General features: G+C 71.8%; 11 protein-coding genes and 1 pseudogene. 8 read left to right on the top strand and 4 right to left on the bottom strand.

Annotated elements, in window-relative coordinates; genetic code table 11:
- Positions 1-147: 147 nt before the first annotated feature.
- Together ACE1OC_RS32675 and ACE1OC_RS32680 are read left to right on the top strand one after the other, a co-directional pair.
- Complete coding sequence (locus ACE1OC_RS32675; protein ID WP_407840010.1) at positions 148-738, top strand: DUF4365 domain-containing protein; 591 nt, start codon at positions 148-150, stop codon at positions 736-738.
- Positions 738-1,958, top strand: a complete 1,221-nt coding sequence (locus ACE1OC_RS32680) for a hypothetical protein (protein WP_407840011.1) — start codon at positions 738-740, stop codon at positions 1,956-1,958. The genes ACE1OC_RS32675 and ACE1OC_RS32680 overlap by 1 nt, the downstream gene beginning before the upstream one ends.
- A gap of 44 nt (positions 1,959-2,002) precedes the next feature.
- On the opposite strand, the gene ACE1OC_RS32685 is transcribed toward ACE1OC_RS32680, so the two are convergent.
- Entirely contained in the window at positions 2,003-2,626 is a 624-nt protein-coding gene (locus ACE1OC_RS32685; RefSeq protein WP_407840012.1) for a histidine phosphatase family protein, read from the bottom strand.
- 284 nt (positions 2,627-2,910) lie between these two features.
- Between ACE1OC_RS32685 and thrS the strand changes: the two genes are divergently transcribed.
- The gene (gene thrS / locus ACE1OC_RS32690) at positions 2,911-4,887 is read left to right on the top strand and encodes a threonine--tRNA ligase (protein WP_250744703.1); all 1,977 of its coding nucleotides are present in this window, start codon (positions 2,911-2,913) and stop codon (positions 4,885-4,887) included.
- Positions 4,888-4,937: 50 nt separating this feature from the next.
- On the opposite strand, the gene ACE1OC_RS32695 is transcribed toward thrS, so the two are convergent.
- Positions 4,938-5,600 (bottom strand): potassium channel family protein, encoded by a 663-nt coding sequence (locus ACE1OC_RS32695; protein ID WP_407840013.1) that lies wholly within the window; start codon positions 5,598-5,600, stop codon positions 4,938-4,940.
- Between the two features lie 67 nt (positions 5,601-5,667).
- Here ACE1OC_RS32695 and ACE1OC_RS32700 point away from each other — a divergent pair, with 67 nt between their 5' ends.
- A complete protein-coding gene (locus ACE1OC_RS32700) occupies positions 5,668-6,228 on the top strand; it encodes an HIT family protein (protein WP_274547960.1) in 561 nt (186 codons plus the stop codon).
- 51 nt (positions 6,229-6,279) lie between these two features.
- On the opposite strand, the gene ACE1OC_RS32705 is transcribed toward ACE1OC_RS32700, so the two are convergent.
- Both ACE1OC_RS32705 and ACE1OC_RS32710 read right to left on the bottom strand, forming a co-directional pair.
- A complete protein-coding gene (locus ACE1OC_RS32705; RefSeq protein WP_407840014.1) occupies positions 6,280-7,950 on the bottom strand; it encodes a hypothetical protein in 1,671 nt (556 codons plus the stop codon).
- 303 nt (positions 7,951-8,253) lie between these two features.
- The gene (locus ACE1OC_RS32710; RefSeq protein ID WP_407840015.1) at positions 8,254-10,467 is read right to left on the bottom strand and encodes an elongation factor G-like protein EF-G2; all 2,214 of its coding nucleotides are present in this window, start codon (positions 10,465-10,467) and stop codon (positions 8,254-8,256) included.
- Between the two features lie 403 nt (positions 10,468-10,870).
- Between ACE1OC_RS32710 and pgsA the strand changes: the two genes are divergently transcribed.
- From pgsA to ACE1OC_RS32730, 4 genes and pseudogenes are all read left to right on the top strand, one after another.
- On the top strand, positions 10,871-11,551 hold the full coding sequence (gene pgsA, locus ACE1OC_RS32715) for a phosphatidylinositol phosphate synthase (protein ID WP_407840016.1): 681 nt from the start codon (positions 10,871-10,873) through the stop codon (positions 11,549-11,551).
- Positions 11,551-12,486, top strand: a complete 936-nt coding sequence (locus ACE1OC_RS32720) for a phosphatidylinositol mannoside acyltransferase (RefSeq protein ID WP_407840017.1) — start codon at positions 11,551-11,553, stop codon at positions 12,484-12,486. Before pgsA ends, ACE1OC_RS32720 begins: the two co-directional genes overlap by 1 nt.
- Positions 12,402-12,611, top strand: a pseudogene (locus ACE1OC_RS32725) (hypothetical protein); the annotation flags it as partial. The gene ACE1OC_RS32720 and the pseudogene ACE1OC_RS32725, both read left to right, overlap by 85 nt.
- The gene (locus tag ACE1OC_RS32730; protein ID WP_407841751.1) at positions 12,512-13,645 is read left to right on the top strand and encodes a glycosyltransferase family 4 protein; all 1,134 of its coding nucleotides are present in this window, start codon (positions 12,512-12,514) and stop codon (positions 13,643-13,645) included. The pseudogene ACE1OC_RS32725 and the gene ACE1OC_RS32730, both read left to right, overlap by 100 nt.
- The last annotated feature ends 410 nt before the right edge of the window (positions 13,646-14,055 follow it).

The following is a 14,055-nucleotide window of genomic DNA, read 5'->3' on the forward strand; positions in this document are numbered from 1 at the left end:
TTGCGGGACTCCGACTGCGGAGACAACTCAACTGGGGGACCGCACACATGACCGGTCGTCAACCCCGACACCCTGAAACGGACCTGATGCGGCCCCGACGCGGCCGCTCGAAAACGGGGACAGCCCGGAAGGCATGGGGAGCCTGCCATGGCGCTCGCGCAGCCCGAACCGGGCGGGGTGCTCGCGGGGCAGATCGATCCGCGGACCGACCCGCGGAGCGGACCGCTGCGCGGCACACTCGCCACCACCGCCTGCATGGAAACCCTTCAGGTGGGATACCTGCACGCCGTCGTCGCGGCGGCCGGTTGCTCGCTGTCCCAGCCCTTTCCCGACAACGGCATCGACTGGCACGTCAGCCACGGCGCCCCCGAGCACGTCATCGACGACGAGGTGACCATCAAGGTCCAGCTCAAGGCGACCTACCAGATACCGTCCAGACCGGCCGGGCCCACCTTCGGCTTCACCCTCGACAACGAGCACCTGGTGAAGCTGGCCCGTTCCCCGGTCGCCGTGCACAAGATCCTCGTCGTGATGCTCGTCCCGCGGGAACGCGACCAATGGCTGAGCGCCGGACACGACCGGCTCGACCTGCGGCACTGCTGCTACTGGACCAATCTCGCCGGGCACCCCGTGACCGGCCGGCGCCGGACCACCGTACGGATCCCGACCACGCGGATCTTCGACGACCGGGCGCTCTGCGAGATCATGACCCGGGTCGGGTCGGGAGGGACACCTTGATGAACTGGCAGTCACCGCACCTGGAGCCGCTCTCCTCACCGGAGTTCGCCGCGGGATCCCCCGATCCCGCGCAGGTCGATCCGCTCGTGCTCGGCGCCCTGCTCCACCGGCACGGCTGGCTGCGCCGCGGCGGCGCAGCCGGGCGGTACGGGCGCTGGACGCCGCCCGCCCCGTACGCCACGGGCAGCGGCGGCACCAGCCTCCTCGTCCCCGAGAGCCGGGCCTTCCCCGACTGCGTCGACCTGCTCGAAGAGGCGCTCACCGCGCTCTCGCGCAGCGCGCTGCCGTCGGCGCGCGAGGTGCTGTACGGGCTCAGCGTGCCGAGCGACGAGATCCGCTGGGACCGCGAGATCCCGCGAGGGGCGTACGGACTCCAGGGCGAGGCCGACTGGACCGTCCAGGAACAGCTCCGCTCGGCCGCCCGCCAGCTGCTCCTCGCCGGGGCGCTGGCCGACCGGGCGCGGGCCGGGTACTACGGAGCCCGGCACCGCGGCCAGGCGGAGCGGGCGCTGGACGGCGTCCTGGTCGGGCCGGCTCCGGGCGGCCGGCGGCTGACCGCGTACGTTCCCGTCGACGGGGGCCGGGGGACGGTGATCCGGCTCCACCACGCGCTGCACGCCGCCCGCGAGGCCGTGGACTACCAGCGGGCCACCGGCGGCATGGAAGCCTTCGACGCGGCGGTCGAGGCCGGGGTCAGCCGGGAGCTCGCCGAGGCGCTCATCTCGCTGGTCCACGGCTCGGAGGGCGCCCGGGTGGCCCTGGCGTGGGCCCCGGCGGCCGGGGTCCCGGCGGGGTGCGCGGCCCGGCCGGAGCCGGTGGAGTTCTCGCCCGGCGACCTCCCGGTGCTCCGGGAGGCGGCCGCGCGGTACACGAGGGACGAACCCGCGGTGCCGGTCAGGGTGGCGGGAGCGGTGGTCCGGATGCGGAGGTCGGCCCCGGGCGGCGGGGGCACGGTCCGGCTGCGGGTCCTGGCCGGGGCGGAGATCCCGTACGTCCGGGTCGTGCTCGACGAGGAGTCGTACCGCGTGGCGGGCCACGCGCACCTGGTCGGACTGCCGATCCGGGTCAGCGGGAGCTTGCAGCGGCGGGGCGGGTTCCGTCGGCTGACGGACGCCGCGGACGTGCGGCCGGTGCCACTGGACGAGGTCGAACGGGACCGCCTGATGAAGTCCCTGGACGAATCCCTCGACGCCGGGGACGTGCTGCCGTCGGACGACTAGGAAAGCCGGGCGCCGCGACCCGGTGGACCTTTCCGGTCACGGCACTAGACGTGCAGCTCGGGGGGAAAGCCGGTCCAGCGCAGCTCGGCGGGCAGGTGCCGCATGTCGTTGGAGACGAGGACGGAGGCCGGCCGGCCGGGCGCGTACCGGATGACCGTGAGCGCGGCGTTGGCGTGGTTGAGGCCGAGCCAGCGCCAGTGCGGCGCGTCCATGGCGTCCCGGACGAGCCAGGCGACCAGGAAGTTGTGGGTGACGACCAGCTCGTGCCGGTCCTCTTCGCCGTCGACCGGCCCGGTGAACAGGTCGAGCGCCCGCCGGGCCAGCCCGGGGCCCTGCTCCCGTTCCTCCTCGGAGGCACTGGCGAGGAAGCGGAGGAAGAGGTCCGCGGAGTCCGCCGGAAGCTCCTCCCTCGCCGGTACGTGGGGGACGTAGTCGCCGGCCACGTCCGAGACGTGCAGGGGGACGTCCTCCAGCTGGTCGCCGATCAGGCGTGCGGTCTGCTCCGCCCGCGGCAGCGGGCCGTGGTGGACGGCTGCGAGAGGGATGCCGCGCAGGCGCCGGCCGAGCAGCACGGCCTGCCGGCGGCCGGCTTCCGTCAGCCCGCTCTCCTCCGACGCCGCCTCGCCGTGCCGCACCAGATAGAGGTAACGGGTAGCCGTGCCGGTCATCACGATCTCCTCTGCGGTCACTGATGATCTTCTACGTCGGGGGACGCCGCGTCCTGCTGCGCCGGTTCCCTCCAGCGTGGAAGGGACGCCCCAGGGCGGTGCCGTGCGGTGCCGTGCGGGGCCGTTTTCCGGGGTGCCGGCCCGGACCCCCGTGCCTCGAACGCGGGCGGGGACGGGTGCGGCCCGCCTGCCCGGCGGTAACCGTTTAGCGGCGCGGCCCATCCGCTCGGTACGATTCAGGCGCGCAGTGTTCGCTCGCGCACCCCCTGAGTCAGGAGAGACCGGTGTCAGACGTCCGTGTGTTCATCCAACGCGATTCCGAGCGGGACGAGCGCGTGGTGGCCACGGGCACTACGGCGGCAGAGCTCTTCGCCGGCGAGCGCACCATCGTCGCCGCGCGCATCGCAGGTGAGCTGAAGGACCTCGCGTACGAGGTGAAGGACGGCGAGACCGTCGAGCCCGTGGAGATCTCCTCTCCCGACGGCCTCGACATCCTGCGCCACTCCACCGCGCACGTCATGGCGCAGGCCGTGCAGGAGCTCTTCCCCGAGGCCAAGCTGGGCATCGGCCCGCCGGTCCGGGACGGCTTCTACTACGACTTCGACGTCGCGAAGCCCTTCACCCCCGATGACCTCAAGGCCATCGAGAAGAAGATGCAGGAGATCCAGAAGCGCGGCCAGCGCTTCGCCCGCCGCGTCGTCACCGACGAGGCGGCCCGCGAGGAGCTCGCGAACGAGCCCTACAAGCTGGAGCTCATCGGCATCAAGGGTTCGGCCTCGACCGACGACGGCGCGAACGTCGAGGTGGGCGGCGGCGAGCTGACCATCTACGACAACTTCGACGCCAAGACCGGCGACCTGTGCTGGAAGGACCTCTGCCGCGGTCCCCACCTGCCCACCACCCGCAACATCCCCGCGTTCAAGCTCATGCGCAACGCCGCCGCCTACTGGCGCGGCAGCGAGAAGAACCCGATGCTCCAGCGCATCTACGGCACCGCGTGGCCGTCGAAGGAGGAGCTGAAGGCCCACCTCGACTTCCTCGTGGAGGCCGAGAAGCGCGACCACCGCAAGCTCGGCACCGAGCTCGACCTGTTCTCCGTACAGGACGAGATCGGCTCCGGCCTGGCCGTCTTCCACCCGCGCGGCGGCGTCATCCGCCGCACCATGGAGGACTACTCGCGCAAGCGGCACGAGGAAGAGGGCTACGAGTTCGTCTACACCCCGCACGCCACCAAGGGCACCCTCTTCGAGAAGAGCGGCCACCTGGACTGGTACGCGGAGGGCATGTACCCCCCCATGCAGCTCGACGGTGGTACCGACTACTACCTCAAGCCCATGAACTGCCCGATGCACAACCTGATCTTCGACGCTCGCGGCCGCTCCTACCGCGAACTGCCGCTGCGCCTCTTCGAGTTCGGCACCGTGTACCGGTACGAGAAGTCCGGCGTGGTGCACGGCCTGACCCGCTCGCGCGGTTTCACCCAGGACGACGCGCACATCTACTGCACCAAGGAGCAGATGGCGGAGGAGCTCGACCGCACGCTGACCTTCGTGCTGAACCTGCTCCGCGACTACGGTCTGACCGACTTCTACCTGGAGCTGTCGACCAAGGACCCGGAGAAGTTCGTCGGCTCGGACGAGATCTGGGAGGAGGCCACCGCCACCCTCCAGCAGGTCGCCGAGAAGCAGGGGCTGCCCCTGGTCCCGGACCCGGGCGGCGCCGCCTTCTACGGCCCGAAGATCTCCGTGCAGTGCCGTGACGCGATCGGCCGCACCTGGCAGATGTCGACCGTCCAGCTCGACTTCAACCTGCCGGAGCGCTTCAACCTGGAGTACACCGGCCCCGACGGCACCAAGCAGCGTCCGGTCATGATCCACCGTGCGCTGTTCGGTTCCATCGAGCGGTTCTTCGCCGTCCTGCTGGAGCACTACGCGGGCGTCATGCCGCCGTGGCTCGCCCCGGTCCAGGCGGTCGGCATCCCCATCGGCGACTCGCACATCGAGTACCTGCAGGAGTTCGCCGCCGAGGCGAAGAAGAAGGGCCTGCGCGTCGAGGTGGACGCCTCGTCCGACCGCATGCAGAAGAAGATCCGCAACCAGCAGAAGCTGAAGGTCCCCTTCATGATCATCGTCGGTGACGAGGACATGGCCGCGGGCACCGTCTCCTTCCGCTACCGCGACGGTTCGCAGGAGAACGGCGTCCCGCGCGACCAGGCGCTGGCGAAGCTCGTGGACGTCGTGGAGCGCCGCGTCCAGGTGTGATCGTGCCCCCGCCCCGGCGGGGATCGACGGGGACCGGCCCCCGGGAAGTCTCACTTCCCGGGGGTTTCCTCGTCCTCCCGCCGGAAGGCCTGCAGCATCCAGGACGAGAACGAACCCGTCACCGCGCCCAGCAGCGCCAGCCCGCCGGCCATCAAGAACCCCGCGATGATCCGGCCCCCCGGGGTCACGGGGGCCATGTCCCCGTAGCCCACCGTCGTCAGCGTCTCGCACACCCACCACACCGCGTCCCCGAGCGTGAGGATCGAGGCCCCCGGGGCCTGGCGCTCGAAGTGGTGCACCCCGAGCGCGCCCGCGAAGCCGAGCAGCCCGGCCGACAGGCCCGCGTACGACATCACGCGCGCGTACAGGTTCCGGCGCGGGCGGTTGTGGCGGGCCTCGATCGCGTCGTGGACCTTGACCATGCGCAGCGGCCGCAGCAGCGGCAGCATCACGATCAGGGTGTCCAGCCAGTGCACGCGGACGAAGCGCAGCGGCCGCATGCGGCTCAGGATCAGCCGGGCCAGGTAGTCCACGATGAAGCAGGCCCAGGTCAGGACGACCACGCCGAGGCCGATGTCCCGCCACAGGGGGTGGGCCCGGTAGGCCACCACGGAGACCGTGTACCCGGCGAGGAAGAGCAGGGAGGCGTAGAACAGGGGCAGCTCGGTCCGGCGCTCCCAGGCCTGGTCACGGGTCTCGGTCGCATCGTCCATGGGCTCAGCATCGCGTCCCGCACACCGGTGTTCGCCCCGGCGACACGCCGCTCGGGGGCAAGGTCATATGCTGCATCCCATGACGATTGAGCCGGAGCAGCAGATCGGTGTGGGCACGCAGGACGCGTTCCAGCGTCTGTGGACGCCCCACCGGATGGCCTACATCCAGGGGGAGAACAAGCCGACCGGGCCGGAGGCCGGGGACGGCTGTCCCTTCTGCGGGATTCCGGAGATGTCGGACCAGGACGGCCTGGTCGTGGCCCGGGGCAAGCACGTCTACGCCGTGCTGAACCTCTACCCGTACAACGGCGGCCACCTGATGGTCGTGCCCTACCGGCACGTCGCCGATTACACGGACCTGGACGCCGCCGAGACCCTCGAGCTCGCCGACCTCACGAAGCGGGCGATGGTCGCGCTGCGCAAGGCCTCCGGTGCGCACGGGTTCAACATCGGCATGAACCAGGGCCAGGCCGCCGGAGCCGGCATCGCCGCGCACCTGCACCAGCACATCGTGCCCCGCTGGGGCGGGGACACGAACTTCATGCCGGTCGTGGGCCACACCAAGGTGCTGCCCCAACTCCTCGCGGACACCCGCCAGATGCTCGCCGACGCCTGGCCCACCGACTAGGGGGTGTCCGGCGGACGTCCGCGCGGGTTCACGCGGCGCATCCGCGCGGGCTCACGCGTCGTAGGCGTCCGCCTTGCGCGGTGCGGCGTCCTGGACCAGACCGCTGACGATCATCGAGCGGTTGCTGAAGCGCTCGATGTCGACCCCGTTCTCCTCCAGGACCCGCAGCGCGGCGGTGTGCACCGCCCGCAGGACCGGGGTCGCGGCGCGCATCGCGTCGTCCGCCATGAAGCGGTGGCGCCACGGCTGGCCGGCCCAGACGTGGCGGACGCCGAAGGGCTCCGGGAGGACGAGCTTGCCGCCCAGGAAGTCCAGGAGCGGCGGGTACCAGGTGAAGGGCGCGCGCACGGCGAGGCGTACGACCTCGCTCGTGTCGACCACGGGCCGCTTGAGCTCCACGGTTTCCCAGAAGCGCACGGATTTGGCGACCTCGTCGACCGGCGCCGCCGATTTGGTGGTGAACAGGCCGTGCACCGGGCCGAGCGCGTGCCCGGTGACCTCCACGCGCAGGGTCTTGTAGAGCACGGTGACCGTGACCAGCATGGTGATCACGAGCTGGCCGTCCCAGAGCGGGTACTGGATGCCGAGGTAGTGCCGGTTGCCGGCGCTGAACTGCTGCTCGTTGCAGATCCGGGTGATCTCGTGCGGCTTGACCAGGAAGGTGTCCACGTCCGCTCCGCTGGGGCGGGTCACCTCCTTGGCGCCCTCGCCGACCGGGGAGACGATCCAGTGCTGGATCGACGCGGGCGGGAGGCCACCGGTGTGCAGCGGACCGCGCTCCAGCTTGCGCAGCTGGGTGTCGATCGCGCGTATGACGTCCCAGCTGCGGAACGGGTGGATCTCGGAGCCCTCGTTCTTGGGGACGAGCTCCTCGGCCATCTGCCAGCTGCCCCAGCGCGTGCCCATGCCGAGTATGCCCTTGGGGCCCGCGTAGAAGACGGCATTGCTGCGGTCCTCGGCGGTGAGCTTGGCCAGGGAGTGGCGCAGGTCCTCGCGGGCCTTCTCGTCGGGGTTGCCGGGGACGGCCTCCGGGATCTTGGCGGCCACCCCGCCGCCGCCCGCGAGGAGCCCGTCCCAGCGGGAGCGCAGGTCTTCGGCTGTGGCCTCGCAGAGCCGGCGGGCGAGGAACCAGCCGGCGACCGGGGCGATGACCATGGCGCGGACGTAGATGCTCGGCACGCCGGTCACGGGGAGCCGGAACATGAGTACGGCGACCACCAGGCCCACGCCGACCAGGAGCGCCGTGCCCATCCAGGAGGCCCGCTTGGCATCGGAGTCCGCCAGGGCCTTGCGGGCCCAGAACAGGCCGAGCCACAGCAGCAGGCCGGGGAGGAACACGACCCCGCAGACGAGCATGATCAGGCGGAGCTTGCGGTCGCGCTCCTTGCGGATGCGGGAGGCGGCCAGGCAGTGCTCGACGACGGTCTGCGGGTCGGCGCCGAAGGACTGGATGAGGGGTTTGCGGGTGGCCGGGACGGTGCGCGCCTCGACGGCGCGGCAGAAGGCCTCGCCGAGGTTGGGGGCGAGCAGGGACACCTTGGCGGGTTTGACGACGGACTCGTGGTACTCGTTGTTGGCCTTGAGTATCTCGTCCAGCTTGGTGTCGCGTCCGCCGTCCCGGTAGGCGGCGGACGCGAGGGCGTTGGTCGCGGCGGTCTGGCCGCCGCCGCCCTGGAGCGGGATCTGTGCCCCGGGCCTGAAGTCGAATCCGTCGTCCGCCACCGCTGCCCCCATCGCTGTGCGTCGTGCTCGTGTGCGGGCCTGCCCGCGATGCCGCCCGCTCCGGGTGGTGCTCCCGGTGCGGCGTTCCCGCCCTGTGCGCTCGACCTGCCTGCCTGCCTGCCTGCCTGCCCGACCTGCCTGCTCGGCCTGCCTGGCCCGCCTGCTCGGCCCACCCGGTTGGTCTACCCGTTCGTTCTGCCCGTCTCACGCGCGGACGAGCCTATCGGCCGATTCCTCCCCGTGGTCATGGGACAGGTAAATGCCGCCCATCGCAAGCGGGTTGGATGGGCGGCCCGGGTGACGCTATGTCAGGTGGCTTCCCTTCTCGGTCTGTTCGCGCAGCTTGTCCGCTATCTGTGGCGGCATCGGCTCGTGCCGCGCGTACGTACGGCTGAACAGGCCCGTGCCGTGCGATACGGAGCGCAGCTCCACGGCGTACCGGCCGATCTCGATCTCGGGGATCTCGGCGAGGACCCGGGTACGGCCGGTGCCCGCCGCGTCGGTGCCCACGACGCGGCCCCGGCGGCCGGCGAGGTCGCTCATGACGGAGCCGACGTACTCGTCGGGGACGAGTACGGCGAGCTCGGCGACCGGTTCGAGGAGCTGGACGGAGGCCCCGGCGGCGGCTTCGCGCAGGGCGAGGGCGCCCGCGGTCTGGAAGGCGGCGTCGGAGGAGTCCACCGAGTGGGCCTTGCCGTCGAGCAGGGTGATGCGTACGTCGACCAGTGGGTAGCCGGCCGCGAGCCCCCGGGCCGCCTGTGCCCGGACGCCCTTCTCCACGGACGGGATGAACTGGCGCGGAACCGCTCCGCCGACGACCTTGTCGACGAACTCGATGCCGCTGCCCGGCGGCAGCGGCTCGACCTCGATCTCGCAGATGGCGAACTGACCGTGCCCGCCGGACTGCTTCACGTGCCGTCCACGGCCGCCGGCCTTGGCGCCGAAGGTCTCGCGGAGGCTGACCTTGTGCGCGACCGGGTCGACCTGGACCCCGTACCGGGTGCGCAGCCGTTCGAGGGCGAGGTCCTGATGGGCTTCGCCGAGACACCACAGGACGAGCTGGCGGGTGTGCGGGTTCTGTTCGAGCCGCATGGTCGGGTCTTCGGCGACCAGCCGCGCCAGGCCCTGGGAGAGCTTGTCCTCGTCGGCCTTGCTGTGGGCCTCGATGGCGAGGGGGAGCAGCGGGTCGGGCATGGACCAGGCCTCCATGAGGAGGGGGTCGTCCTTGGCGGAGAGGGTGTCCCCGGTCTCGGCGCGGGTGAGTTTGGCCACGCAGGCCAGATCGCCGGCGATGCAGTGGGCGAGGGTGCGCTGCTGTTTGCCGAAGGGGGAGGTCAGGGCGCCGATGCGTTCGTCGACATCGTGGTCCTCATGCCCGCGGTCCGTCAGCCCGTGCCCGCTGACGTGGACCGTCTCGTCGGGGCGCAGGGTGCCGGAGAAGACGCGGACGAGGGAGACGCGGCCGACGTAGGGGTCGGAGGAGGTTTTGACCACCTCGGCGACGAGCGGTCCGCCGGGATCGCAGGTGACCGCCGGGCGGGCGGCGCCGTCGGGGGTGGTGACGTTGACGGGCGCGCGCTCCAGCGGGGTGGGGAAGCCGCCGGTGATCAGTTCGAGGAGCTCTACGGTGCCCAGGCCCTTGCGGGCGCCGTCGGCGGCGGGGGCGGCCATCAGGACGGGGTGGAAGGTGCCGCGGGCGACGGCCCGCTCCAGGTCGTCGACCAGGGTCTTGAGGTCGATGTCCTCGCCGCCGAGGTAGCGGTCCATGAGGGTCTCGTCCTCGCTCTCGGCGATGATCCCCTCGATCAGCCGGGCGCGGGCGTCGGTGATCAGGGCGAGCTCGCCGGGGTCCGGGTCGCGTTCGACGCGGTCGCCGGAGGTGTAGTCGTAGACGCGCTGGGAGAGCAGCCCGAGCAGTCCGGCCACGGGGGCGTGGCCGTCGGGGCCGGCGGGGCCGTGCAGGGGCAGGTAGAGCGGGCGCACGGCATCGGGGTCGTCCGCCCCGAAGGCGTCGCCGCACACCGTGGTCATCTGCGCGTAGTCGGCGCGGGCGGCTTCCAGGTGGGTCACGACGATGGCGCGCGGCATGCCGACGGCGGCGCATTCGTCCCAGACCATCCGGGTGGCCCCGGAGAGCCCGTCGCCGTCCTCGGCGGCCGAGACCACGAAGAGGGCCGCGTCGGCGGCGCGCAGCCCGGCCCGGAGCTCACCGACGAAGTCGGCGTAACCGGGGGTGTCCAGGATGTTGATCTTGACTCCGGCCCACTCGACGGGGACCAGGGAGAGCTGGATGGAGCGCTGGCGGCGGTGCTCGATCTCGTCGTAGTCGGAGACGGTGGCGCCGTCCTCGACACGCCCGGCCCGCTTCACGGCGCCGGCGGTCAGGGCCAGGGCTTCGACCAGGGTGGTCTTGCCGGATCCGCTGTGGCCGACCAGCACGACGTTCCGTACGGAGGCGGGGTGGTCGGCCGTCGGTGCTCTTCCGGCGGCTCCGGATTGGTGTGATGCGGCTCCCACGATGTTCGTGCCTCCCGACTTGGAGGGGATGGAGAGGAAAAGGCCTTCTACGAGCTTTGCACTGCCGTCACACCCCGTCCATACGTCGTACCGGAGGCGGTGGGGCGGCAGGGGCGCGGCAGGGGCGGCGCCCGGGTGTGACGCCCGGGAACGTGCCGGGGGAGGCTGGGGGACGTGCGGGGGAAGGTGTCCGGAAACCTGCCCGGAAACAGGCCCGGATGCAGGCCCGGATACGGTCCGGAAACAGGTCCGACAGGGCGTGCGGAACGTGGCGAACGGCCCGAGAACGGCCCACGTCGTGTGAACCGGTGGGTGCGCGGCGCCGATGGCCCGGGGCCCTGGCTACGATGGGCCAGCCGGTGGCCGTGGTGGCCGTGCGGCCCAGCGACCCTCCGGGAAGGCCATGCTGAACAAGTACGCGCGTGCATTCTTCACGCGTGTTCTCACGCCATTCGCCGCATTTCTGCTCCGGATGGGAGTGAGTCCCGACGCGGTCACCCTCATCGGCACGGCCGGAGTGGTGGCCGGAGCCCTGGTCTTCTTCCCCATGGGCGAGTTCTTCTGGGGCACGATCACCATCACGCTCTTCGTCTTCTCCGACCTGGTGGACGGGAACATGGCCCGCCAGGCCGGCGTCTCCAGCCGGTGGGGCGCGTTCCTCGACTCCACCCTCGACCGGGTGGCGGACGCGGCGATCTTCGGCGGGCTCGCGCTCTGGTACGCGGGTTCCGGGAACGACAACGCGCTCTGCGCGGTCGCCATCTTCTGCCTGGCCAGCGGCCAGGTGGTCTCGTACACCAAGGCCCGCGGCGAGTCGATCGGCCTGCCGGTCGCCGTCAACGGACTCATCGAACGCGCCGAACGCCTGGTGATCACGCTGGTCGCGGCCGGTCTGTCCGGCCTGGAGACCTTCGGCGTCCCCTCGTGGATCGGCGTGCTGCTGCCGATCGCGCTGTGGGTGGTCGCGGCGGGCTCGCTCGTGACCCTGATCCAGCGCGTGGTGACCGTACGGCGCGAATCGGCAGAGGCCGACGCTGCCGCCGCCGCTGCCGCCGGTGCTCCCTCCGAAGGCGGTACGCCCTGATGGGCAAGGCACAGGACAAGCTGGTCGACGGGCTCTACGGGCTCGGCTGGGCCGGGGTCAAGAAGCTGCCCGAGCCGGCCGCGGCCGCCCTCGGACAGCGGATCGCGGACTTCACCTGGAAGCGGCGCGGCAAGAGCGTGATGCGCCTGGAGTCGAACCTGGCCCGGGTGGTGCCGGACGCGACGCCCGAGCGGCTGCGCGAGCTGTCGCACGCGGGCATGCGCTCCTACATGCGGTACTGGATGGAGTCCTTCCGGCTGCCGACCATGGCGAAGGAGCGATTCAGCACCGACGTGCAGATGAAGGACGACCACATCCTGCGCGAGGCACTGGCCTCCGGACGCGGAGTGATCGTCGCCCTCCCGCACCTGGCCAACTGGGACCTCGCCGGCGCCTGGGCCGTCACCCACATCGGAGTCCCCTTCACCACCGTCGCCGAGCGGCTCAAGCCGGAGACCCTCTACGACCGCTTCGTCGCCTACCGCGAGAGCCTGGGCATGGAGGTGCTCCCGCACAACGGCGGGGCCGCCTTCGGCACGCTCGCGCGACGGCTGCGCTCCGGCGGGCTCGTCTGCCTGGTCGCGGACCGGGACCTGTCGGCTTCCGGGGTGGAAGTGGACTTCTTCGGCTCGGCGGCGCGGATGCCGGCCGGTCCGGCGCTGCTCGCCCAGCAGACCGGCGCGATCCTGCTCCCGGCCACCCTGTACTACGGGGACGCGCCGAAGATGTACGGCCGGATCCACTCCCCGGTGGAGGTGCCCGAGCAGGGCACCCGGCAGGAGAAGACGGCCGTCATGACGCAGGCGGTCGCCGACGCCTTCGCTCAGGGCATCGCCGAGCACCCGCAGGACTGGCACATGCTCCAGAGGCTGTGGCTGGACGACCTGGAGACCACCGGCCACGGCGTCGGCCGGCCCGAGGAGCACTCCGCGTGAAGATCGGCATCGTCTGCCCGTACTCCTGGGACGTGCCCGGCGGGGTCCAGTTCCACATCCGGGACCTGGCGGAACACCTCATCGGCCTCGGCCACGAGGTGTCGGTCCTGGCCCCGTCGGACGACGAGACCGGCCTGCCCCCCTACGTGGTCTCGGCGGGCCGGGCGGTGCCGGTGCCGTACAACGGGTCGGTGGCCCGCCTCAACTTCGGCTTCCTGTCGGCGGCCCGCGACGGCGCTGGCTGCACGACGGGGTCTTCGACGTGGTCCACATCCACGAGCCGACCGCCCCCTCGCTGGGCCTCCTGACCTGCTGGGCGGCGCAAGGCCCCATCGTGGCCACCTTCCACACCTCCAACCCGCGCTCCCGGGCCATGCTCGCGGCTTACCCGATCCTGCAGCCGGCGCTGGAGAAGATCAGCGCCCGGATCGCGGTGAGCGAGTACGCGCGGCGCACGCTGGTCGAGCACCTCGGCGGGGACGCGGTGGTCATCCCCAACGGCGTGGACGTGGACTTCTTCGCCAAGGCCGACCCGAATCCGGCCTGGTCGGGCCGGACCCTCGGCTTCATCGGCCGGATCGACGAACCCCGCAAGGGCCTGCCGGTCCTGATGGCGGCCTTCCCGAAGATCGTGGAGGCCTACCCGGACGTACGCCTCCTCGTGGCGGGCCGCGGCGACGAGGAGGAGGCGGTCGCCTCCCTCCCGCCCGAACTCCGCTCCCGGGTCGAGTTCCTCGGCATGGTCTCGGACGAGGACAAGGCGCGGCTGCTGCGCAGCGTCGACGTGTACGTGGCCCCGAACACGGGCGGCGAGAGCTTCGGCATCATCCTGGTGGAAGCCCTCTCGGCAGGCGCGGCGGTCCTCGCCGCCGACCTGGACGCCTTCGCGCAGGTCCTGGACCAGGGCGCGGCGGGGGAGCTCTTCGCGAACGAGGACCCCGACTCCCTGGCCGCCTCGGCGATCGCCCTCCTCGGCGACCCCGCCCGCCGCGCGGAACTGAGCACCCGCGGCTCCGCCCACGTGCGCCGCTTCGACTGGTCGACGGTGGCGGCGGACATCCTGGCCGTCTACGAAACGGTGACGGACGGCGCGGCGGCGGTGGCCGAGGACGAACGAGTCCCCCTCCGCACCCGCCTGGGCCTCTCCCGCGACACGTAGCCGCCCTTCGCCCGTTCCCCGGGGCTCCGCCCCGGACCCGTTGCCGCGTGCGGCGCCGTTCCCGGGGGCCAGCCCCCGGACCCCTGCTCCTCAAACGCCGGAGGGGCTGGATTTTGGCCGCCTCCGGCCTGTACGTGCAGCCCCGCTGGCGTTTGAGGCGAAGGGTCGCCCGGGACCCCTTCGGGCGCAGCCCGCGACTTGTCTTCAGCCCGTCCGGCGTTTGAGGACCGGGGTCCGGGCAGAGCCCGGGGAACGGGCGAAGGGCGGGTAGGGGGACAGCCCCCGCAGGGCCCGGCAACCCGCACCCGCCCACCGGCCCCACACCGGGACGGCATCGGCGGCAGCCCCGACCGGCCACCGCCGGACGGAGTCCGGCGCAGCGGCGCGAAGCCGGTGAGGCCCGCCAGGGC

The organism is Streptomyces stoeckheimensis, from assembly GCF_045822005.1.
Taxonomy (GTDB): Bacteria; Actinomycetota; Actinomycetes; order Streptomycetales; family Streptomycetaceae; genus Streptomyces; species Streptomyces stoeckheimensis.